This window comes from Arthrobacter sp. TMT4-20, assembly GCF_054510775.1.
In genome coordinates this window covers 69557-91997 of sequence record NZ_JBTNDW010000005.1, presented here as the reverse complement: position 1 = coordinate 91997, position 22441 = coordinate 69557, and the positions used below count along the sequence as shown (strand labels likewise).

The window sequence follows — 22441 nt, the reverse complement described above, 5'->3', positions numbered from 1 at the left end:
CCAAGGTGGGGGAGTCCTCCCGCCCGGTCCTGCCATTGGGTGAGACGTACTGGTTGTGGGCGTCCATGCGAACCTTCCGCGTACACTGCACGCCAATGTGCAGTTGAGTCGGCCAGCCCTGGTCAGTCACCCCGGCGGTTGTTCGGTCCGTGGAGTACGCAGCAACTGCTTTGTTACAGATTACTAGGACAACTTGGTGTCGTGGAGATAAGTTCCTCAGCCAATGTGCCGGTGGCTAGGGTTGGACTATGCCTTCTACAGCTATTCCTCCGGCCTACCGCCCCGTCTCACCCAGTCCAACCGCCGACGGCGACGCTCCGGTTGGTGCCGGTCGCGAAGACAAGCGGAGCTACCCGCCAGCGCCCGAACCCTTGCCGGTGCCGGTGATGGACAATCACACCCACCTGGACTTCCGCGGCGGTCTCCCGTTGGTCAGCGTCGCAGCAGCTCTTGATGCTGCTGCCGCTGTGGGCGTGTGCGGCGCAGTGCAGGTGGGGTGCGATCTCGAGTCATCACGATTCACTGTTCAGGCCATCGATCAGGAACCCCGCCTGCTGGGGGCGGTAGCGATTCACCCCAACGATGCCCCGCTGCTCGCGGAGCGCGGAGGCCTCGACGCCGCGCTAGCGGAAATCGAAGAATTGGCTACTCATCCCCGGGTGCGGGCCATTGGGGAGACCGGCCTGGACTACTACCGGACTCCCGCTGCGGGGATCGACAGCCAGCAATATTCTTTTCGACGGCACCTCGATATCGCCAAACGGCTGGATCTCACGCTCCAGATCCATGACCGGGACGCACACGACGACGTCGTTTCCACCCTTCGCAGCGAGGGTGCGCCGGACCGGGTGGTCTTCCATTGCTTCTCCGGTGGCGCCGATCTCGCCAGAATCTGCAACGACGCCGGGTGGTACATGTCCTTCGCCGGGACGGTGACCTTCAAAAATGCAGACAATCTCAGGGAAGCGCTGCGTATTGCCGATCCGGCGCTGGTGCTGACCGAAACTGACGCTCCGTTCCTGACGCCGCACCCGTTCCGCGGCCGGCCAAACGCACCGTATCTGGTGCCCTACACGGTCAGAGGGATGGCGGATGTGCTTGACGCCGACCTGGCGACACTGTGCCAGTCGATCGCAGATAACACCCGGCGGGTGTATGGAGAGTGGGAGCTCGGCTAACCAGTGTGGGACTGGCCCGACTTGCCCGTTTATCTCATTTCGGTTACGGTGAGCATTTATTAGCCGGGGTCGGGGAAGGCTTTCCGTCTAATACAGTTCTTTTGCGGGATTGGCTGGTCGCTGCCGTTCGGGCGACCAGATCTCCCGCCACTAGTGCATGCCTTCACGGCAGTGACGTACCCGGGCCACCGGTGTGCCAATTTACTGCCGTGTTTCCCCCGTGCCCGGATGAAGTCGACCGTAAGGGACTTTGTGGCGAGCAGAAATCGTTGGATCAAGACGGCCGGCCAGGGGATAGTCATGATGTGTCTGGTGCTTGGACTCGTCGCCTTTGTTGGCAACAACAAGTCGATAGTCCTCAACATCGACGGCCAGGCAAGTACCGTTCAGACCTTTGGCGGAACCGTCGGCGAAGTGCTAGCCAACTCCAACGTCGTCGTTACCGAGAACGACCAGGTCACCCCTTCGCTGGCGGCAGCCGTCGAGGATGGTTCGGCCATCCAGATCACCAGGGCCACGGCGATCGACGTCGTACTCAACGGAGCGGACACCGTTGTTCACACCACCGGATCGACGGTAGGGGACGTAGTCAACGAGCTGGGGGTCGCCGATTCCTCAGCAATTTCAGCTGACCTCGAAACCCGCCTGACTACGCTCAGCTCCGAACTGGAAATCTCGACCCCCAAAAGCGTGACTGTGACCGTCGATGGTTCGACGGCAACCCATACATCCACCGTAAAATCGGTTCAGGACCTGTTCGACGAAGCGGAGATTGTCCTCGGTGACGAGGATCGGGTCAGCGTTCCGGTCACCTCCTCCCTCGTCGACGGCCTTGGGCTGAAAATCACCCGAGTCGACAGCGACCACCGCGAGACCGTCACCGAAAGCATCAGTTTCACTACCGACGAGGTCCACGACGACACGCTCGATGTGGGCGAGCAGCGCGTTACCAGGGCCGGTGTCGACGGCGAGCGGACCAAAATCTTCACTGCCGTGGTGATCGACGGTCGGGAGGAGAATCGCGAACTCCTCAGCGATAAAGTCACCCTCGAACCCGTGACTGAGCTACTTGCCATCGGCACGCGGGAGCCCAAGCCAGAGCCCAAGCCAGAGCCCGAGACCAAACCGGAGCCGGAGCCGGAGCGCGTGGAGGTGTCGGCACCTGTGGATGAGCCTGAGCCCGCCGGATCAAGCGGCCCCGCCCCAGCCGGCGGGGACTGGCAGGCGCTGGCCCAGTGTGAGTCCGGGGGGAACTGGTCCATCAATACCGGAAACGGCTACTACGGTGGACTGCAGTTCAGTGCCCCGAGCTGGCTGGGTGCGGGTGGTGGCAAGTATGCCCCGCTGCCGCATCTCGCGTCGCCAGCGGAGCAGATTGCCACTGCTGAAGTGCTCAAGCAAAACGGCGGTTGGGGCCACTGGCCTTCCTGTTCGGCGAAGCTCGGGCTTGGATAGCACCTCGGGTAGCGGCCTACGGGCAACCAAACACCAAAATCGGGTTCCCCAGGCGGGGCCCGCTTTTGCGTGGCGCCCGACTACCATGGCTTAGGTGACTCAGCCCCCTAACCCCCAGCCGGTCCAGCCCCTATTCGGCGCCGGTGATGTCCGCCGGTTGGCCGCCGACCTGGATTTGCGGCCCACCAAGACCCTCGGCCAGAATTTCGTCATCGACGGCAACACTATTCGGCGGATCGTCGCGGCAGCTCATATTGACCCGGGAGAGACGGTCCTCGAGGTGGGTCCTGGCCTCGGATCTCTGACGTTGGGCCTTCTCGACGCTGCGGCCCGGGTGGTGGCGGTGGAAATCGACCCGGTGCTGGCCGGGCGCCTACCGGACACGGTCGCCAGGTGGCGGCCGGAGACTGCAGCCAATCTGGACGTGGTGCTCGCTGACGCGATGCGGGTTACCGAACTGCCACACCCGCCCACCGCGCTGGTGGCGAATCTGCCATATAACGTCGCAGTGCCGGTGGTCCTGAACCTTTTGGAGAACTTCCCGTCGCTGCGCCACGGACTGGTCATGGTGCAGGACGAGGTAGCCGATCGGATGGCAGCGGGCCCCGGTTCAAAAACCTACGGGGTACCCTCGGTCAAGGCTGCCTGGTACGCGACCATGCGCAAGTCGGGCGTCATCGGGATGAATGTGTTTTGGCCGGCGCCGAAGATCGCCTCCGGGCTCGTCGGGTTTGTCAGACACGAGCCGCCGGCGACGTCGGCCAGCCGCCGTGAGGTTTTCGCCGTCATCGACGCGGCGTTTGCCCAGCGGCGTAAAACATTGCGCGCCGCCCTCGCCGGGTGGGCGGGCAGCCCGGTCCTCGCTGGAGAGGCCCTTGCCGCTGCCGGCGTAGACCCGAGTCTTCGGGGTGAAATGCTCGACATCGCCGCGTTTGCCCGTATCGCCGAGGCGAAACCCGTGCAGTCGACCGCTCCGTAATCGAGTCCGTACGTGGTGCTACCCCGGGGATCGTGCTCGTGCGTGGCGCTAACCCCGGGGTCGAGTCAACAGATATGACCGGTTTTCCGACGGATTTCGGCTATTTGTGTTGACTCGATCCCGGGGTTTTTGGGACGGCTAGCGCCCGCTAGGAGCGGCTGGCTTCGTTTTGAACGTTGTCTTTCGCGTCCTGGGCCGAGCCTTTGACGTCGGCGGCTGCCGACGTGCCTTCTTCCTTGACAGTGTTCACTGAACTGGCGGCTGTCTCCTTGACCGAATCCATCGCCTCCTGCGCTGGCTCCTTCAGATCCTCGACAACTGTCTTCGCCGCGTCGGTGACGCTGCTGGTGAGAGGCTCAGCCTTCTCCTTCAGCGCCGTTGCAGCTTCCTTCTCCTTCTCGCTCGCCGGGATCAGCGATGAAATGAGCATTCCAGCGCCGAACGCGATCAAGCCCGCTGCCAAGGGGTTACCCCTGGTCTTGTTGCCCAGCTGATGTGGTGCATCCTGGACGGCATCGCCGGCGTTGTGGACTGCCGACTTCGTTCCGCTGGAGGCCTGGTCGGCCGAGCCCATTACGGAGGTCTTGATTCCTCCAACAGCGCTCCGCACTTTGTCGCCCTGGCGTTGAGCGATGCTGGACGGGCTTACCTTGTCGGCGACGGCGTCGACGTCGGTGCCAAGGTCGCGACGGGTGCGTTCAATATCTTCACGAATCTGTTCTGGTGTCTGGCTCATGGGGTAGGTTCACCTGGTTTCAGAGTGGGGGGAATGTCTTTGACGGTTTCGGCTGTCGCGGGCATGCCGCGCACGCTTTTCAGTTCTTTTTTGCCGGTCAACGCAAGCACGGCGGCAATGATGCCCCAGATGACTGCGACGATCACTGCAGACCAGCCAAGGCCAACGAGGCCGTCCAGCGCCCACATCAGCGCGAGCGACAGGAACAGCAGTACAAAGTGTCCGGCGATAGCTGCGCCACCGAACATCCCTGCACCTTTGCCGGCCTTGGTTCCGCTTTCACGGAGTTCGGCTTTCGCCAACTCGAGTTCCTGGCGCATCAGCGTGGAGAGGTCGCGGCTGACATCACTGAGTAGAGACCCCAGGGATTCGTTGGCGGCCCGGTCCTCGGCCTCGGTGCGCGGCGGCTCGTATGATGGGGGCCCTCCGGTGTGTGTTCCGCTCATCAGCGCAAGTCCCTGTCCAGTGGCCCGTCCTGGGTGCGCCGACCGGGCTCAATGACCGGTTCTGCGGCCAACGGGTCGCTCAGGGGATCGCTGAGGTCATGTCCCGAAGCGCCAGTTCCGCTAGCAGCTACTCCCGTAGCACTAGTAACCGGGGTGGCGGCGGTGGGCGAGCTGAAGTTATTGGAAGTATCACGCTGTGCTGGAACCGTCGGCGGGTACTCGGGCGCCGGGTTGGCTGGCGTGGCGTTCTGATCGTCGGATCCCGCCCCAGCCAGGCCTCGGGTGAGGCGACCAGCGAGCAGACCTGCTCCGGCGGCCATCATCAGGAACGTCCCTGGCCGACGGCTGGCGAATCCCTTCACTTCCTCCAGGAGGGAGCCTGGGTCCCGGCCTTCAAGCCAACCTGCGACGTCGCCCGAGCGCTGGGCAGCCTGGCGAACGAGGCTGTTGGCGGGTCCACTCTGGTCGCCATTGTCGGCCATCGAACCGAGCTCATCACTGATGGAGCGTAAGCCTTCGGCGGCCTTCTGCTGGCTGGCACCGGCCTGTTCCTTGAGATCAGACCCCAGCTCGCCGAGCAGGTTCTTCGCCTGTGTGCTGGCTTCGTCCGCAACATTCTTCGCTTCGGTGCCCGCGGTCTGGGCGACATTCTGTGCTGCATCCAAACCTTCGCGGCCCACCTCTTTCGCCTGGCCTGTCGCCTGGTCTTTTACCCCGGTGGAGCCGTTGCGTTCTTCGGTGGTTACGGACGAGGTCACCGAGGCGGACTGAACACGCTCTCCTGACGGCGCTGCCGTCAATGGGTCCTCTGACCAATTCTGGGTAGTCATAGTATTTCCTCCGGATAGTAATCCTGCTTACCTTCGCAATGTAAGCACGCTTACTAGTTTTCCGCAATGCTTTTACTTTCGTTTTTGCGGCCTCGACGGCCGCAGGTTTCCCGGTTCAGTGCCCGGTAGCCTAGGTTGGAGACTATGGAGGCAGGTAAAACGGCAGGACTATTTGGTGGCGTACCAGCCAGCGTCCGAGTCCGCGCGCCCGGAAAGATCAACGTCTCGTTTCGGGTTGGCCCGCTACGGGAAGATGGCTACCACAGTGTCGCCAGCGTCTATCTAGCCGTTTCCCTGTACGAAGAGGTCACCGCAACCGTCAGTGAAGAACCGGGCACAATTGTGACAGTCAACGGGCAGGGGTCACTCAACCTGCCGGTTGAGAGCATTCCGCTGGATGCCACCAATCTGGCCGCCCGCGCGGCCGCGCTGCTCGCCGATCTCAGCGAGAACTCAACCGGGTTATTGTTGGACATCACGAAGCGGGTACCCGTGGCAGGCGGGATGGGCGGTGGATCTGCCGATGCGGCCGCTACGCTGATCGCATGCGATGCACTGTGGAAGAGTGGCTTTTCCCGTGACGAGCTGGCTAACATGGCCGCGGAACTCGGCGCCGATGTTCCGTTCGCACTGGTCGGCGGCACAGCGGTCGGCGTTGGGGTGGGCGAGCAGCTAACCCCGGCGATTTCCAAAACCCCCCTCTACTGGGTGCTCGTGACCTCTGGCTATGGACTGTCTACGCCAGAGGTCTACCGGACTCTCGATGAGATTCGTCTGCGCGAAGGCACCGAACCGGGGGCGCCGCCCGAGATTGACCCACGGATTCTTGGGGCAATGCGGTCCGGCGATGCCCGGGCACTGGCGGATCTGCTGCACAACGACCTGCAGGCCGCTGCACTTGAGCTTTCCCCGGGACTTGCCGACATCCTGAAAACCGGGACGGGCGCAGGAGCCCTCGCCGGCCTGGTCTCCGGCTCGGGGCCTACCGTCGCCTTCCTTGCGGAGAGCGAAGAACATGCGGCGGCATTGGCCGGACAGCTTACGGATAGCGGCCTGAAAGCCACAGCCGTGCATGGGCCGGTCTACGGTGCCAGAATTGTGACCGACTACATCGCCTGACCTGCCACCGAAGCTGGGCCAGTTCAAGCCATTTTTTTCTCCACGATTAGGAAGCAGCACTCCTTGGCACATCTTCTGGGCGCTGAAAGCGTCAGCGTTACGTTTGCCACCCGCACAGTCCTTGACGGCGTTTCCCTCGGCATCGAGGACGGCGACCGCATCGGGATGGTGGGTCGCAACGGCGACGGCAAATCCACCCTGATGCGACTCCTTGCACAGCGAGCCACCCCCGATGAGGGACGTGTCACCCGACGACGCGACGTACACGTCGGGTATCTGGACCAGACGGACGTACTGGACGGTGACCTTAGCGTTGGTGAGGCCATCGTGGGCGACCAGGCAGACCATGAGTGGGCGTCGAACCCCAAGATCCGCGACGTAATGGGCGGTCTCGTCGCCGAGGTTGACTGGCATGCGAAGGTCTCATCGCTTTCTGGTGGGCAGAAGCGTCGGGTCGCGTTGGCGAAGCTCCTGATCGGCGATGACGACGTCATCATGCTCGACGAGCCCACCAACCACCTCGATGTGGAGGGCGTGGCGTGGCTTGCCCGCCACCTTGCCGAGCGCTGGCGTCCGACCGATGGTGGCCTGCTGGTAGTGACCCACGATCGCTGGTTCCTGGACGAAATCTGTACCCGCACGTGGGAGGTGCACGACGGCGTCGTCGACGGGTTCGACGGCGGCTACGCAGCCTATGTCCTGGCCCGCGCAGAGCGTGACCGGATGGACTCGGTGGTCGAAGGAAAACGGCAGCAGCTGGTCAAGAAGGAACTGGCCTGGCTACGCCGGGGCGCTCCCGCGCGGACGGCCAAGCCGAAGTTCCGCATCGAGGCGGCGAACGCGCTGATCGCGGACGTGCCCGAGCCCCGGGATTCGCTCGCGTTGAGCAAGATGGCGATGGCACGTCAGGGCAAAGATGTACTGGATTTGGAGAATGTTTCGCTGGCGTTGGGGGAGAAGACCCTCTTCGACGGAATTACTCTCCGGTTGGCTCCCGGGCAGCGGCTGGGCCTGGTGGGCGTCAACGGGTCGGGCAAGACCACCCTCCTGCGGATGCTGAACGGTGACGTCACTCCTGACGCCGGTCGGCTGAAGAAGGGCAAGACGGTTCAGACGGCAGTGCTCTCCCAGGAGGTCAAGGAGCTCGACGAACTCGAGCACCTGCGCGTCACTGAAGTGATCGAGCAGGAAAAGCGAGTGTTCAGCGTCGGCGGTCGCGAGGTTTCTGCCAGTCAGCTGGTGGAACAGCTTGGCTTCACCAACGAGAAACAGTGGACAAAGGTGAAGGACCTCTCGGGTGGCGAACGACGTCGGCTGCAGCTCCTTCGGCTACTGGTCGGTGAGCCGAACGTGCTGATGCTCGACGAACCAACCAACGACCTCGACACCGACACTTTGGCAGCGATCGAGGATGTGCTGGACGGCTGGCCGGGTACTCTCGTGGTCGTCTCGCACGACCGCTACCTGCTGGAACGAGTCACTGACTCCCAAATGGCGCTGCTGGGTGATGGGAAGCTCCGTGATCTGCCCCGCGGTGTCGATCAGTATCTGGAACTGCGACGCGCGGCTGAAGCCGGGTCGGGCGCTTCGCCCCTGAACTCCGATGAAGGGCAGAATGGCGCGGAGTCCGCTCCCAGGTACAGCTCCGAGGAGACAAGACAGGCGAAGAAGGACCTGACCCGCATCGAACGCCAGCTCGGCAAGGCGGCGGCGCAGGTCGAGAAAATTCAGCACCAGATGAATGATGGAGCTTCGGGAGACGTTGACTTCGACAAGATGGCAACGCTCAATAAGAAACTCCAGGTAGTTCAGGCCGAACAGCAGGATCTGGAACTGCAGTGGCTTACCGCTGCCGAAGTGCTCGGTAAGTAGGAATTCAAGTGTGAGTGAGTTCCCATTCAAGTACCATCTGCATAAATTGAAGTAGGCGTCAGGATTCCGGGTCCACCAGGCGGCGCCTACCTTGGGTGTATGACAGATGTAGCTGGATTACCTCGAGGTAGGCGTCGCGATAAGTACCGGATGCGTCACTCCGACAAGCTGGCGCTGGTGGGGGTTCTCGTCCTCACAGCGGTAGCTGCAGCTGTGTTCCTTTTCGCGATTCTGTAGAGGCCGACTAGGCAGCAGTACGGCGATAGCTGTAGCCATCACCCTGCTCCTGATCCGCACCGACCATCTGGTGGAGGATCCGATCCGCCGGTCCAACTGGCTCCGGGGCATGCGCGGGCGTATCCGAAGAGGTCCTCGGGTTCGTATAACCCGGGCTAGAAGGGCGGGGGTATGTCGGGTGGTGGTGCTGGTGGTGCTGGTGGTGGGTCGGCGGTGGTGAGGTAGGTTTCGCCGAGTGGTGAGATCGCGATGATGGTGCCGGGCTCGGGTTGTTGGTAGTGCCAGTAGCCTTCGGTTTTGAACATGTGGTGGCGTTTACACAGGGCCGCCAAGTTTCCGTAGGACGTTTTGCCGCCTTGGGACCAGGGGGTGGTGTGGTCGAGTTCGCAGAACACCGCCAACCGGTTACACCCCGGATGCCGACACGTCCCATCCCGGACCCGGACCGCATCCTTCAGGTCCTGCGGGACCCGGTACGTGGTCGCATCAGCGCCAAGCCTGGCCCCGGTAAAGGGGTGGGTGAGGATCCTGGTGAACGATGGTGCGTGCCCGGCGAGCTTCCGTGCTGTCTCAGGATCAATCGGACCGTAGCCTTCCAACTCACCCGGTGTGTCCCCGCCGAGGAGAGTCATCACCGGGACCGTGACAAACACCTTCGCCTGCACACCCCAATACGTGCTGGCCTCCCCCGGCTGACTAGCTGTTCCCAGCCCGCGCCGGTCTACACCAGCGGCAGCAGCGGGGTTAGCAGAGGGGTCGGGTGCATGACTCATATATCCGGTGGGTCCGGCGCTGGTGAGGACATCCACCAGAACATCGGCCCGGAGCTGGGTAAGGGTCCTGGTCTCGTCGGGGCCTTGCAGGTTACGGGCTGCGGTGTCGACGCGGTGGAAGATCCCGGCGGCTTGTTCGGTGGGCAGGAAGGCTTGGAGCCAGGCCATCCCGTCCTGGGCCGGGTCCAGATACACGCGACGGTCCTGGAGGGCTTTCCGGCGCCGCAAGGTAGTCGACTCGGGGTGTAGGGCTTCGCGTAGCCGTTGGGCTTGGCGGGTGAACTTCGCGACCGTGGTCTGGCAGGCCAGACCGATGAGGTGGGCTTCGAACGCGGCGGTAACCGCCGGGACGGTATTGGGGATGCTGATGGCTTCCTGCACGACGGCCGTGGCATGGCGTTGGGAGAGCCTGCCGTCCTCCAGGGCGCGCAGCGTGGCCGGGTACTCACGGGTCAGTAGTTCACTGGTATCCAGGAGAAACCCCGCGGTCCGTTCCGGGATGCGCAGCGCGGCGCTGATCTCCGATCCGGCCAGGGCATGAATACGGTCCAGGTCTTCGGCCCATGGGTGTTCCTCGGCCATCAGGTCATGAAGATGGGTGGCCGCTTTGGCTTCCTGCGCGTCGACCCAGGACCGCAACGCTGAGAGCGTCTTGAGCAGGTTCACGGTCTGCCCCGCGTTCAACGTCGCCATCGCCGCGACCGATACCTGGCCAGTCAACGGCACCGGAGCCCCCGAACCGGTCGAAGCGACCTCCAAAGCGACCTCCAAAGCGACCTCAGGCGCGGCAGGATCGGCGGGATTCGTTGGAGCCCCCGGCCCGGTCGGAGCGGTCCAGGTCGCTTCCCCGCCCAGCGGACCGCCCGGACCATACCCACCCGCACTCCCCGAAGCAGTGTTCGCGGACCCGCTCTCGAAGACGGAATCGCGGCCGGAACCGGGGCCAGAACCGGGGCCGGATTCGGGGGAAAATCCCGATCCGGGAGCAGAAGCGTCGCTGCCTTTCATACCTTTATTCCATCATCGCCCACTGACAAAATAGGGGTCGATTTAGGGTCACCCGAAAAACTTTTTCAACTATTTTTCGGGCCCACAGAACCAACACCGGACCGCCTCGTGGGCACCCGCTGCAACGAGAGCTGCAGCGCATCAAGGTGCACGAGTCCGCTGCAGTTCACTTCCCGGTGGGAGGGAAAATACTGTGTTAGGGCCCATGTGCAGGTTCCATGCTGGAAGGGATGGCCCGCAACCGAGGAAAGCCGGCGAGGTGACTCTGCCCACTTCGCCACGGACTGACCGGATGGGGGCTACCAAGTCGCAGGATGCCCCCGACTCGTGGCAAACTGGATAACCGCGCTTAGGGACGGAAATTAGTCAGTTCCTTCAGCGCAGTCCGCCCTGGTGTAATGGCAGCACCCCAGCCTTTGGAGCTGTGGGGTATAGGTTCGAATCCTATGGGCGGAACTGTCGGGCGGTAGTGCCGCGGGTAGTATTGCCGGTGTGAGCCTGTACTTTTCCGGTTGACAGAGAAACTACAGGCAGGAGTGTCTCCTCAATGGGTCCGCAGACCTCAAACACGCATCCCCAGGTATCAGACTCAGAGGCAGGCGCCCTTCGCCCGGCCGCTGTCATCGTGCTCGCCGCGGGCGCGGGTACCCGGATGAAATCCCGTACACCGAAGATCCTTCACACTCTGGGCGGGCGATCGATGGTGGGGCATGCCATGGCCGCGGCCAGGGGAGTGGTCCCCGAGGCAATGGCTGTCGTGGTCCGGCACGAACGAGACCTCGTCGCCAGCCACATTGCCAGCCTCGACCCGGGAGCGGTCATCGTCGACCAGGACGATGTGCCAGGCACCGGACGAGCAGTCCAGGTAGCGCTTGACGCACTTGACCGGGCCGCCGGGGCGCCCCTCGAAGGAACCATAGTTGTCACCTACGGAGACGTGCCGCTGCTGACAGCCGACACTCTCGCTCAGCTGGTTGAATCCCACTCGACCAAGGACAACGCGGTGACCGTGCTGACCGCCGTTCTTGAGGACGCTACCGGCTATGGGCGGATTCTGCGGGCCGCCGACGGCACTGTCACCGGCATCGTCGAGCACAAGGATGCCACCGACGCCCAGCGGTCCATCAACGAGATCAACTCGGGCATCTACGCGTTTGACGCGGCAATTCTGCGCAGCGCCCTCACCTCAGTCACCGCAGGGAATTCCCAGGGCGAAATGTACCTGACCGATGTCCTAGGCATCGCTTCAGACCGAGGCGGCAGGGTCGCCGCCGTCGTCTCCGACGATCCTTGGCAGGTAGAGGGAGCCAACGACCGCGTGCAGCTGGCAGCCCTCGGCGCCGAGCTCAACCGCCGCACCCTGACCCGATGGATGCGCTCCGGTGTGTCAATCATCGACCCCGCCACCACCTGGATCGATACCTCGGTGCAGCTGGCAGAGGACGTCACGATCCTGCCTGGCACCCAGCTTCACGGCGCCTGCGAGATTGCGCGCGACGCCGTCGTCGGCCCTGACACCACCCTCACCGATGTGGTGGTGGGGGAAGGGGCGACAGTGCTTCGGACCCATGGATCCGGTGCCGCTATCAGCGCCCGCGCCACCGTTGGCCCGTTCACCTACCTGCGACCCGGAACGGTCCTCGGCGAGGACGGCAAGATCGGGGCTTTCTACGAGACGAAGAATGTCATCATCGGTCGCGGATCGAAGCTGTCACACCTCGGGTACGCGGGGGACACCGAGATTGGTGAGGACACGAACATCGGCTGCGGCAACATCACCGCCAACTACGACGGCGTCAACAAGCACCGCACCACCATCGGCAGCAATGTCCGCACCGGATCGAACACCGTCTTCGTCGCCCCGGTGACAATCGGCGACGGCGCCTACACTGGCGCCGGCGCCATTGTGCGCAACGAGGTTCCGCCGGGCGCTCTTGCTGTCAACGTCGCACCCCAGCGCACCGTCGAGGGTTGGGTGCAGGCCAAACGCCCCGGCAGCTCAGCCGCAAACGCGGCCCAAGCGGCCGCTCCCGAAAAACTTGCCACCGGTGAATCCACCAGCAGCATCACCAGCACTGACGAAAGCGACCGTTCATGAGTGAGATCACCGCACGCGGCGAGAAGAAACTGGTCCTGGCCTCTGGCCGGGCCCACCCGGAACTTGCGGAGGAAATTGCTGCAGCACTTGGCACCGAGCTGCTGCCCATCTCCGCCTACGATTTCGCGAACGGCGAGATCTACGTTCGATCCGGCGAGAGCGTGCGCGGCACCGATGTGTTCGTCATCCAGGCACACCCGGCGCCGCTGAATAACTGGCTGATGGAGCAGCTCATCATGATCGATTCGCTGAAGCGGGCATCGGCCAAACGGATCACTGTTGTCTCCCCGTTCTACCCCTACGCCCGGCAGGACAAGAAGGGACGCGGCCGCGAACCGATCTCAGCGCGGCTCGTCGCCGACCTGTACAAGACGGCCGGCGCCAACCGGCTCATGTCCGTTGACCTGCACACCTCGCAGATCCAGGGCTTCTTCGACGGCCCCGTAGACCACTTGATGGCCATTCCGTTGCTCGCTGACTACATCCGCACCCGGGTCGACGCCGACAACGTCACCGTGGTGTCCCCGGACACCGGCCGGGTCAGGGTAGCCGAGCAGTGGGCCGAGCGGTTGGGCGGGTCACCGCTGGCTTTCGTGCACAAAAGCCGCGACCTCACGGTTCCCAACCAGGCCGTCTCCAAGCAGGTAGTGGGTCAGGTCGAGGGACGGACCTGTGTGCTGATCGACGACATGATCGATACTGGCGGGACCATTTCCGGGGCGGTCCAGGTTCTGAAGAACGCGGGCGCCAAGGATGTAATCATTGCCGCGACCCACGCCGTGTTCTCGGACCCGGCAGCCCGCCGTCTTTCCGAGTCCGGCGCCCGCGAGGTAGTGGTGACCAACACCCTGCCCATCCCATCCGAAAAGCGGTTCCCGCAGCTCACCGTGCTCTCAATTGCGCCGCTGATCGCGCGGGCAATCCGTGAAGTGTTCGATGACGGATCCGTCACCAGTCTCTTTGACGGCAACGCCTAGAGTCGACTGATTGGGGTATCGGGATGGCCGTTACGGCCGCCCGATACCCTGGTAGGTCCACCCGGCGGCCCGCCACTGGACTGGATCCAGAACGTTACGTCCGTCAAGAATGTTTTTGCTCGTTACCTGCGAAGCCAGGTCCGCCGGATTCAGTGAGCGGTACTGATCCCATTCAGTCAGGACCAGCAGGGCGTTGGCTTTGGTGACTGCCGCATTGAAATCGGGCTCGTAGGTTAGCTCCGGGAAACGACCCTTCGCATTACTCAGAGCCTCCGGATCGGTAACTGTCACGTCAGCGCCCTGAAGCTGGAGTTGGGCAGCGATACTGAGTGCGGGGGAGTCCCTGACGTCGTCGCTATTGGGCTTGAACGCTACCCCCAACACAGTGATCCGTTTCCCGAGGAGCGATCCGCCCACCAACTGGCGGGTCAGCTCGACGACCCTGATCCGGCGTCGGAGGTTGATGTCATCCACCTCCCGAAGGAAGGTCAGGGCCTGATCAGCGCCGAGCTCGCCCGCTCGTGCCATGAACGCACGAATGTCCTTGGGAAGACAGCCCCCGCCAAAACCGATGCCCGCGTTGAGGAACTTGCGGCCAATCCTGTCGTCCATCCCGATGGCGTCCGCCAGGAGGGTGACATCCGCTCCCGCTGCGTCGCATACTTCCGCCATCGCATTGATGAAAGAAATCTTGGTTGCCAAGAACGAGTTCGCCGCCGACTTGACCAGTTCAGCGGTGGCATAGTCGACAACCAGCCTCCTGGTGCCCAGCCCCATCGGTCCCGCATACACCTCATCAAGCAGCTCGGTGGCCCGATGCCCGTCCTCGCCGGACGGCACTCCGTACACCAGTCGGTCGGGGCTAAGGGTGTCCTTGACGGCGAAGCCCTCTCGCAGGAACTCAGGGTTCCACGCCAGGGTGGCTTCGGGAAACCTCTCCAACAGGTCATCGGCGAGCCGCGCAGCAGTACCCACTGGAACCGTTGACTTCCCAACCACCAGGTTTCCGGCCTCAAGCGCGTCAATGAGCGAGGAGAACGCAGCGTCCACGTATTTCAGGTCGGCGGCGTATTCGCCCTTCCGCTGCGGCGTCCCTACACAGAGGAAATGCACCTGCGAACCCCGGGAATCCGCGATGTTTGAGCTGAATTCTAGCCGGCCGGTTTGGAGGACTTCGTGAAGAAGCTCCGGCAGACCGGGCTCGAAAAAGTGGGACCGGCCAGCCTGGAGTTCGCTGATCTTCCGCTCGTCCACATCGATTGCGACGACTTCGTGTCCCAACTTCGCCATGCAGGCCGCGTGAACCGCGCCAAGGTACCCACAACCGATAACAGATATTCGCATGCTGATCCTTCGTACGGCCTAGGTGGGTTTCCTCGGGAAACCCGCCGGGAGTCCTCGATTTCAACGGTACGTGTCACACAATAGAGGATCATGAGGAACACCAGATGACGACGCCGGCTTCCGGGCTTCGGCGGCGTCCTTCCGGACGCTCGGGGTGCTGTAAGATTGAACGCGATGCCTAGGCGAGGGAGCATCCCGGTACATCCGGGAATTGTTCCGTGATCGACGGTGGCTAGTGACGAGAGTCCAACACTAAGCGTGTTGACTGTTTCTAGACAGATGCCGATCGTTTGCCCAGCAACGATCCACTACTCGTCAACACAGGAGACTCCATGTCTGACCTCACACTTCCCGCAGAAGTACGCACCGAATTCGGTAAGGGTGCAGCCCGCCGCGCACGCCGCGAGGACAAAATCCCCGCGGTCATCTACGGCCACGGCGCCGATCCCATCCACGTTCTGCTGCCTTCCAAGGCCACCACGCTGGCCCTGCGGACCTCCAACGCCCTGCTTACCCTCGACGTCGAGGGGGAAAAGCACCTCGCCCTCGCCAAGTACGTGGTCCGCAACCCGCTGAAGCGCATCGTTGAGCATCTTGACCTCCTGACCGTTCGTAGCGGCGAGAAGGTCACTGTTGACGTCTACATCCACGTCGAAGGCGAACTGGCACCGGGTGCAGTGATGAACCTTGAGCACACCTCGGTTGAGGTTGAAGCAGAAGCAACCCACCTACCGGATTCGCTGACCGTCAACGTCGAGGGACGCACCGTCGGTGAGCACATCCACGCTTCAGACATAGTACTGCCGAAGGGCGTCACTCTCCTGATCGAAGATGACACCCTGATCGTCAACATCAGCGAGCCGACCGTCCAGGACCTCGGCGAAGATGACGAAGAGACAGTTGCAGAAGGCGACGTTGTAGCTGCTTCCGGCGAGAAGTCAGAAGAAGGCGAGTAGCCACTTCTCCGGCGCATTCATGGCGACTGACTCCTGGCTTGTAGTCGGGCTCGGCAACCCCGGGCCCGGCTACAGCCATAACCGGCACAATGTTGGACAGATGGTTCTCGATGTCCTGGGCGCGCGGCTGGGCGGAAAGTTCAAAAGCCACAAAGCTCACGCCGCCGTGCTTGAGGGCCGGCTAGGTCTGGGCGGGCCGCGGTTGGTGCTCGCCAAGCCGCTGACCTTCATGAACCTGACAGGTGGCCCGGTGAACGCGCTCTGCCGGTTCTACGACATTCCCGCCGAGCGCGTTATCGCGGTGCATGATGAGATTGACATCGACTTCAACACGGTCAAGCTGAAGACCGGAGGCGGTGAAGGCGGACACAACGGGCTCCGCGACATTTCCAAGGCACTCGGAACCAAGGACTACCATCGGGTAAGAGTCGGAGTGGGTCGCCCGCCGGGCCGCCAAGACGCCGCCGATCACGTGCTCAGGGATTTCAGCCCGGTGGAAAAGAAGGATCTAGCGTTCCTCCTGGAAGATGCGGCCGACGCGGTGGAATCTCTCATCGTGGAGGGCCTTATCAGCGCTCAGCAGAAGTTCCATTCCGCTGGGAAATAGCGTATAAAGTATATTCACGACCACCGGTCAGGGACAGCCAAAGCCCAAACCGCGTCAGGCCTAGTAGGCCCCAAATACGGGGGCCGACGTTGGGCGGCCTCTGAGACTGGGCCACCCCCATCCCAACGTCGGTCCCTTTTTTTGCTGCCTTCGGTAGCTGGTCCTTTTGGACCGAGGTAAAAAGGTTCTCCTACATTCCCGTGCCATATTCCGTTCCCCGGCGTATCGTTGTCAACTAACGCATACGCCCGTCGAGGTGGACTCGGAGGCGCTAGCGGAAACCGGCGGTGAAGTGACACAACACCGTTAAACCTGTCGGGCTGGGACGACTCGCCGTGTCGGCCTGCACCATGTAGTGGGGCGCTATGTTTGGGGTGCAAGGAAGTTGGCCGCTGGTCGGCCGAAAGGACGAGATCACTTCACTGCTGACTGCTTTGCGGAATGAGCGGTTCAGGGGCGCGATCCTTACCGGTCAGGCCGGGATTGGGAAAACCTCCCTGGCACAACACATTGCCCGTCAAGCGGAGAACGGCTTTGCGCTGGTCTACGTTCGGGGTACGACCGGCGCCGCCGGAATGCCCTATGGCGCCCTGAACTTTGTGCTCAGCGAGTTGAGCGACGACGCCGTCGCCAACCCGCTGCTGCTGCTACGGAGATTGCAGACGCTGTTTTCGGTCCGCGACGACGGCCGCCAGACACTCATGCTGGTAGACAACGCTGAAGCACTTGACGGCTCATCGGCCATGGTGATAGCCCACCTGGCCAGAATCAATGCGGTAAAGGTACTGGTTGTGTGTCAAAGCCTCAGCGCCGCACCCGAAGAGTTCTGCGACCTGTGGAAAGACGGACTCCTAAAGCGTGTCGACCTGGAGCCGCTGGATCTCAGCGCCACCGCCGAGCTACTGACCGCCGGATTGGGAGGACCGGTAGCGCGGGCCGTCGTGGTTGATATGTGGCACGCGAGCGGCGGCAATCCGTTGTTCCTGCAGGCCACCAGCCGCGAGCAAAGGGACTCAGGATATCTGGTTAAGCAGGACGGAATCTGGGTCAACGGTGCAGAGAAGTCCCCTGCAGTGGGGCGATCCCTCACCGAATGGATTATCGAGCGCCTGTCCAGGCTGCCACCGCCGCAGCGCGCCGCTGCGGAGATTGTGTCGATCATGGGGGCACTTCCGCTAGAAATGCTCGCAGACTTCGTGGACTCCGACTCAATTGACTCACTGCTGGAATCCGGACTTATTGAAGTCAATCACGCGCTCAGTCCGGTCGTTCGGTTTGCCAACAGCCTGGTCGGGGACGTCATCGGCCAGCAGATGGCGGGCGCCCCCAAGCCAGAGCTTCTCACGACACTCGCAGCGTCAGTCCTCAGTCGCCCAATGCCAGCCATCAGCCGGATCAGGTATGCCCACTGGTGCCTGGAGAACGGTATCGAGATCGCGCCCGAAGCAGCGCTGGAGGCCGCACGGCTGGCAAATCGCCACTTCGACTCCGCCGGGGCGCAACGGTTCCTGCAGGCGGTGCCGCCCGCCGCACGATCAGCGGATTTCGCTATCGAGGAAGCCTGGGCATACGGAGTTCAAGGAAGGATCACCAGATCGGTGGACATCCTTGACCGCGAGATCGAAGTGGGCCACGAGCACCATGATCTTGACGACTGGGTAAAGGTTCGGCTCCTCAGATGTCGGCTGCTCACCCGGCTTCATGAGCGGTACACCGAAGTGGATGACCTGATTGCTGAGGTCCGCCAGCGTGTAAATGCCGAACTGGTGAAGGACACCCAGGGGGCGACCGATCTTCTGCTTGAGACCGAGCTGCTGGCAGCCGAACTGAGCGCTTACAATGGCAAATACCAGGACATTCTGGCTCCAGTCAACGACCTCCTGAAAAAGCATTCGACTATGCAGCCAACAATTCGGCACGAACTGTGTTCCTGGCTGGCTGAGGCACTATGTATTACCGGGCGCCAGGACGAGGCAATCCGGTTGTGCCAGTCAGTGGTGTCACATCTGGCTGACGACACGGATGATCCGCTCGTGGCCGAGGCAGCTCAGGCACGGATGTTCTCGGTGCTGCTGGTCTCCGGGAACTGGAGCCAGTGCGAGGCGATCCTGCACCATCACGACGAGCAGTCGATCGCGGGCAAATATGACGGGTCGTCGTCAGAACTGGCAGAGGGATGCCTCAATGCGTACGCGGGCCGAGGCGCCGAGGCGCTGACGAAGCTGCTTCCAGCCGTCAGCCAGCTACGTATTAGCGACCGGCACCAACTGGGGGTCCTGGCAGAGGCTGCAACTGCATACGCGTTCACTTTGGTGGGAGACCTTCCGGCAGCACTCGCCCACCTGAAACACGTTGACCTGGACGGGCACCGGTTGGACTGGCGGACCTTGCGGGCCACTCAATACTTCGCAGCACTCGCCTCAACCGCCACCCGTGATGATCTCGACGTGGCACACGACCTGCTAAGCATGGCCGATGAGGATCGGCAGCAGGGCAACAGGGGGCATGAGCTGTTCTTCCTCTGCCAGGCCGTCCAGCTCGGGCTCACCGAAGCTGCCGATCGGCTCGCCACGACTGGACGTGATGGGCAGGGCGTCTTTGCCCGGACGTGTGCATTTTATGGCAAGGGAGTAGCCTCGGGCGATACCGACCAGCTCCTCAAGGCTGCACGGTCTGCCGCTGACAGCGGCAATTATCGGCTTGCCCATGATGCAGCAGAGCTTGCTCGCACGCTGTCGCATGGCGCAGGGGACGACGAGGCGAGCACTGACACTGGCAGCATTTTTGCTGCTATCGGTCAGGTGGGGGCCGAAGCGCGCCAACGGTTACTGGACCAGCTCACTGAACGGGAACGGACTATCGCCCTGGAGGTAGCCAACGGAGCATCGAATCGGGACATCGCGGAAGCCCACACCGTTTCGATCCGAACTGTTGAAGCGCATATGCATCAGGTATACGCGAAACTTGGGGTAAAAAACCGTCACCAACTCCGGGCCATCCTTGGATAGCAGCGATCCGGAGGTCCGCTCCGAGCCCGGGATGAATCCGCTCGTGGGGCGGGAATCGCTAGTAGCGAGCATCATGCAATTCCTCGGCGACAAGCAGCATTTTGGCGTGCTGGTGGTGGGGGAGCCGGGACTGGGGAAAACGGCTCTCGCACGCCTATTGGTGAGCGACTCGGACGGCGGTGACGATGTCCTTAATATCCGGGCAAGACCTTCGCTGAAACAAGTACCGTTTGGGGCACTGGCGCCGTTCCTTGCCGATGTGTCGGCAGCGGAGGCTGGGTCACCCGTGGGAATCTACCGCAGGCTCCTGGTCCATCTAGGGAATCAGGCTGCAGGTGCAGCACTTCCTTTGGTGGTCGTCGATGATGCCCAGGACCTCGACGACGGCAGCTCGGTACTACTTGCCCAACTGGCTGCAACCCGCCGCGCCAAGGTGCTGGTCTTCTCCCGTTCCACACCGGGGCCGCCGTCCGAGTTTGTGGCGCTGTGGCGTGAGGGGTTACTCCCTCGGTTCGTCCTCGAACCGCTGACTACCTCGGAAATCCACGAACTGTGTCTCCGGGAGCTCGGTGCAGAGGTCCTCTCCAGCGTGAGCGCAGTTCTGGCGCGCACCACAGCCGGGAACCCGATGTTCCTTCTCGCCCTTCTCAGCGAAGGGACCCGGGACAAGTACCTGGTGTTGCGCAACGGGGTCTGGTGTCTCTCGGGTGAATTACCGCAAATCAACCTGCGGCTTACCGATCTGATCAAGGGCCAGCTCCGTGGGCTGACCGCTGAGGAGGCCGAGGTTCTCGAAACGGTCGCCCTTGCTGAGCCGATCGCTCTTGACGTACTGCGAAACTGCAGCGATGAACAGGCTGTCAGCAAGCTGTTAAAGGACCAACTCATCGCGATGCCCGGTGGGTCGGATCCCAGGGTAAGCCTTGGGCATCCCCTTTACGGTGACGTGATTCGTGCCAGGGTGCCAATTGGCCGCAGCCGCGCTATTCGGCGGCGGGTTCTCGAGTCCAGCGTGGGTCATACCAATTCCGTCGATGGTCTCCTGCGAAGTGTGTCGTGGGGACTCGATTGTGGCGCTGTGCTGGAGGACGACACGCTACTCCGGGCTGCGATCGTTGCCAATCGTCTCTTCAACCCGGAATTCGCCCTGCGTGCGGCCCGCGTGGTCCGGTCCTCAACGTTGAAGGCTAGGGCGTTGGTCGAGATTGCACGGGCCAGGATGACCCACGGGGAGTATGCCTATGCCCGCGAACTGGTCGATGAGGCGCTGGTTGCCTGTGACAGCCTCCGGCTGGCGAAAGAAGCAACCCTGCTTTCGGTCGACCTCAGGATGCGTGATGGCAGCCGACCGGCCGACATCCGAAGCGACGCGCGACGGTGGGAAACCCTGGTCACCTTGATTGAGAGCGCAAGGGGGGAAGACGCCGCCCCGTCGGCCGCTTTGTCACGTCTCGGCTGCCGGCTCCTTCACTGTTTCGCCCTCAACCTGGAAGGGCACTACTTCAAAGCCGAGAAGGATATTCGCGCAGTACTCTCAGCTGGCAACCGAGTTGAGGAGACGAATCTGGTGGCTCTCGCTCTGCTCGGGGAGGCCCAGTATTCTACCGGCCGCCCCGTGCTGGGGGCCGAATCGACCGCCACCGCACTGAAAATCGTCGCTGAAGGGGGACATTCCTACCTGGGCCATCGGGAGTTTGTGCTGGCCCGCCACGGAGCCGCCTTGACTCATGCGGGACGCTGGGGGGAGGTACGCGAGCTACTCCAGGAGTATTCGCAGTCGGCGAACGGGGGGCTGGCCTATTTTGGTGGGGTGCTGGAATTTTCGGACGGACTCGTTGCCCTGCGCCAGGGAAAAATGAGGACTGCCCGCAAACGGCTTATCCTCGCGGTAGAAGGCTTTCGTGAAACAGACATTGCCCAACTGTTGCCCCTGGCCACCGGGCTTGCTGCCTACGCGTGCGCGATGGTGGGCGACACCGCAGGCTCGCGGAGGTACGTTGCTGAATTCCAATCGATGCCCCGGGGGGGACCTGCCCAAACCTGGCTGCTTGGTGAAGCGTATTCCGCTGCAGGGAACTCCCTGTTTGTCGGCGCGGCGAGCAGCACCGTTGAACTACGCCGGATCGCCGGGGAAGCAGAGGCCGCGGGGATGCTGACATTGGCTGCCACCGCCCTGGAACTCGCCGTGCGGTTTGGGGATACCGGGTCGTTGGCCAGGCTGCAGGATGTAACGGCAGCTTTCGACGGCGGCGAAGGTGTTGTGCTGCACGCGATGGCGACGGCGATGCTGAGCAAAGATCCCGAAGCATTGGAAGGTGCGGCCGAGCATGCCCGGGCCTCCGGATACTTGTTGATCGCTGCAGAGTGCCTCGGGAAGGCGATCGAGTACTTGGTCCGTGACGGGCACATTCAACGTTCGCGGGCGGTCCAGCACCAGCTAAATGGGCTTACCGACGGGCTTGAAGGACTAAAGAGGTCGACCTTCTCTGAAGCGGCTTCCAGCACCAGACTTACTCGCCGAGAACAAGACATCGTCACATTGGCGTCGCTCGGTTATACGAACAGGGAAATTGCCTCCCAGCACGGGGTTTCAGTGCGAACAGTCGAGGGTCACCTCTACCGAATCTTCGCAAAGCTTGGGATCAGCCGGCGCGAGGATCTTCCCGAACCCGGGGCCACCTAATTTCCGAGCTGCGCGGTCCTTTCGCAGTTTCCTGGCTGTGACCCCGACGGTCATCCGACCGGTGGGCAGTCCAGGTGGTTTGCTGAGCGGCCAACCCGACCACTAGCCGTGAGAGAATTACCGTACAGCCGTATG

Annotated in this window: 17 protein-coding genes and 1 tRNA gene; 13 read left to right on the top strand and 5 right to left on the bottom strand. The window is 62.6% G+C overall.

Annotated features, from left to right (window positions below; genetic code table 11):
- The first annotated feature begins 248 nt into the window (after positions 1-248).
- The 3 genes from ACX80Z_RS06715 (at position 249) to rsmA (ending at position 3612) form a co-directional block, all read left to right on the top strand.
- Positions 249-1178 (top strand): TatD family hydrolase, encoded by a 930-nt coding sequence (locus tag ACX80Z_RS06715; protein ID WP_459315354.1) that lies wholly within the window; start codon positions 249-251, stop codon positions 1176-1178.
- 252 nt (positions 1179-1430) lie between these two features.
- The gene (locus tag ACX80Z_RS06710; RefSeq protein WP_459315353.1) at positions 1431-2633 is read left to right on the top strand and encodes a transglycosylase family protein; all 1203 of its coding nucleotides are present in this window, start codon (positions 1431-1433) and stop codon (positions 2631-2633) included.
- Between the two features lie 94 nt (positions 2634-2727).
- Positions 2728-3612, top strand: a complete 885-nt coding sequence (gene rsmA / locus ACX80Z_RS06705; protein ID WP_026041189.1) for a 16S rRNA (adenine(1518)-N(6)/adenine(1519)-N(6))-dimethyltransferase RsmA — start codon at positions 2728-2730, stop codon at positions 3610-3612.
- A 148-nt stretch (positions 3613-3760) separates the two neighbouring features.
- On the opposite strand, the gene ACX80Z_RS06700 is transcribed toward rsmA, so the two are convergent.
- The 3 genes from ACX80Z_RS06700 to ACX80Z_RS06690 are packed head-to-tail and all read right to left on the bottom strand — an operon-like array spanning position 3761 to position 5624.
- A complete protein-coding gene (locus ACX80Z_RS06700) occupies positions 3761-4348 on the bottom strand; it encodes a DUF3618 domain-containing protein (protein ID WP_019483621.1) in 588 nt (195 codons plus the stop codon).
- Positions 4345-4794, bottom strand: a complete 450-nt coding sequence (locus tag ACX80Z_RS06695) for a phage holin family protein (RefSeq protein ID WP_019483620.1) — start codon at positions 4792-4794, stop codon at positions 4345-4347. Before ACX80Z_RS06695 ends, ACX80Z_RS06700 begins: the two co-directional genes overlap by 4 nt.
- Positions 4794-5624: a hypothetical protein gene (locus tag ACX80Z_RS06690; protein WP_019483619.1), complete on the bottom strand. Its 831-nt coding sequence runs from the start codon at positions 5622-5624 to the stop codon at positions 4794-4796. The genes ACX80Z_RS06695 and ACX80Z_RS06690 overlap by 1 nt, the downstream gene beginning before the upstream one ends.
- A gap of 144 nt (positions 5625-5768) precedes the next feature.
- Between ACX80Z_RS06690 and ACX80Z_RS06685 the strand changes: the two genes are divergently transcribed.
- The 3 genes from ACX80Z_RS06685 to ACX80Z_RS06675 all read left to right on the top strand — a co-directional run bounded on the left by ACX80Z_RS06685 (position 5769) and on the right by ACX80Z_RS06675 (position 8852).
- Positions 5769-6743, top strand: coding sequence for a 4-(cytidine 5'-diphospho)-2-C-methyl-D-erythritol kinase (locus ACX80Z_RS06685; RefSeq protein ID WP_459315352.1), 975 nt, complete (start codon positions 5769-5771; stop codon positions 6741-6743).
- A 63-nt stretch (positions 6744-6806) separates the two neighbouring features.
- A complete protein-coding gene (locus ACX80Z_RS06680) occupies positions 6807-8615 on the top strand; it encodes an ATP-binding cassette domain-containing protein (RefSeq protein ID WP_019483617.1) in 1809 nt (602 codons plus the stop codon).
- A gap of 99 nt (positions 8616-8714) precedes the next feature.
- Positions 8715-8852 carry a hypothetical protein gene (locus ACX80Z_RS06675; protein ID WP_459315351.1) on the top strand — a complete coding sequence of 46 codons (138 nt, stop codon included), beginning with the start codon at positions 8715-8717 and terminating at the stop codon, positions 8850-8852.
- Between the two features lie 155 nt (positions 8853-9007).
- Here the strand turns inward: ACX80Z_RS06675 and ACX80Z_RS06670 are convergent, their stop codons facing one another.
- Positions 9008-10633: an HNH endonuclease signature motif containing protein gene (locus ACX80Z_RS06670; RefSeq protein WP_459315350.1), complete on the bottom strand. Its 1626-nt coding sequence runs from the start codon at positions 10631-10633 to the stop codon at positions 9008-9010.
- 384 nt (positions 10634-11017) lie between these two features.
- Here ACX80Z_RS06670 and ACX80Z_RS06665 point away from each other — a divergent pair.
- The 3 genes from ACX80Z_RS06665 (at position 11018) to ACX80Z_RS06655 (ending at position 13708) form a co-directional block, all read left to right on the top strand.
- Positions 11018-11089 (top strand) — tRNA-Gln (locus ACX80Z_RS06665).
- Positions 11090-11180: 91 nt separating this feature from the next.
- The gene (gene glmU / locus ACX80Z_RS06660; RefSeq protein ID WP_019483223.1) at positions 11181-12731 is read left to right on the top strand and encodes a bifunctional UDP-N-acetylglucosamine diphosphorylase/glucosamine-1-phosphate N-acetyltransferase GlmU; all 1551 of its coding nucleotides are present in this window, start codon (positions 11181-11183) and stop codon (positions 12729-12731) included.
- Complete coding sequence (locus ACX80Z_RS06655; protein ID WP_019483222.1) at positions 12728-13708, top strand: ribose-phosphate diphosphokinase; 981 nt, start codon at positions 12728-12730, stop codon at positions 13706-13708. The genes glmU and ACX80Z_RS06655 overlap by 4 nt, the downstream gene beginning before the upstream one ends.
- 30 nt (positions 13709-13738) lie before the next feature.
- On the opposite strand, the gene ACX80Z_RS06650 is transcribed toward ACX80Z_RS06655, so the two are convergent.
- Entirely contained in the window at positions 13739-15052 is a 1314-nt protein-coding gene (locus tag ACX80Z_RS06650) for a UDP-glucose dehydrogenase family protein (RefSeq protein WP_459315349.1), read from the bottom strand.
- A 332-nt stretch (positions 15053-15384) separates the two neighbouring features.
- Between ACX80Z_RS06650 and ACX80Z_RS06645 the strand changes: the two genes are divergently transcribed.
- From ACX80Z_RS06645 to ACX80Z_RS06630, 4 genes are all read left to right on the top strand, one after another.
- Positions 15385-16008: a 50S ribosomal protein L25/general stress protein Ctc gene (locus tag ACX80Z_RS06645; RefSeq protein WP_019483220.1), complete on the top strand. Its 624-nt coding sequence runs from the start codon at positions 15385-15387 to the stop codon at positions 16006-16008.
- Positions 16009-16027: 19 nt separating this feature from the next.
- Positions 16028-16615, top strand: coding sequence for an aminoacyl-tRNA hydrolase (gene pth, locus ACX80Z_RS06640; RefSeq protein ID WP_459315348.1), 588 nt, complete (start codon positions 16028-16030; stop codon positions 16613-16615).
- 365 nt (positions 16616-16980) lie between these two features.
- Positions 16981-19623 carry a helix-turn-helix transcriptional regulator gene (locus ACX80Z_RS06635; RefSeq protein ID WP_459315346.1) on the top strand — a complete coding sequence of 881 codons (2643 nt, stop codon included), beginning with the start codon at positions 16981-16983 and terminating at the stop codon, positions 19621-19623.
- Positions 19616-22306, top strand: coding sequence for a LuxR C-terminal-related transcriptional regulator (locus ACX80Z_RS06630; RefSeq protein ID WP_459315345.1), 2691 nt, complete (start codon positions 19616-19618; stop codon positions 22304-22306). The genes ACX80Z_RS06635 and ACX80Z_RS06630 overlap by 8 nt, the downstream gene beginning before the upstream one ends.
- Positions 22307-22441 lie beyond the last annotated feature (135 nt).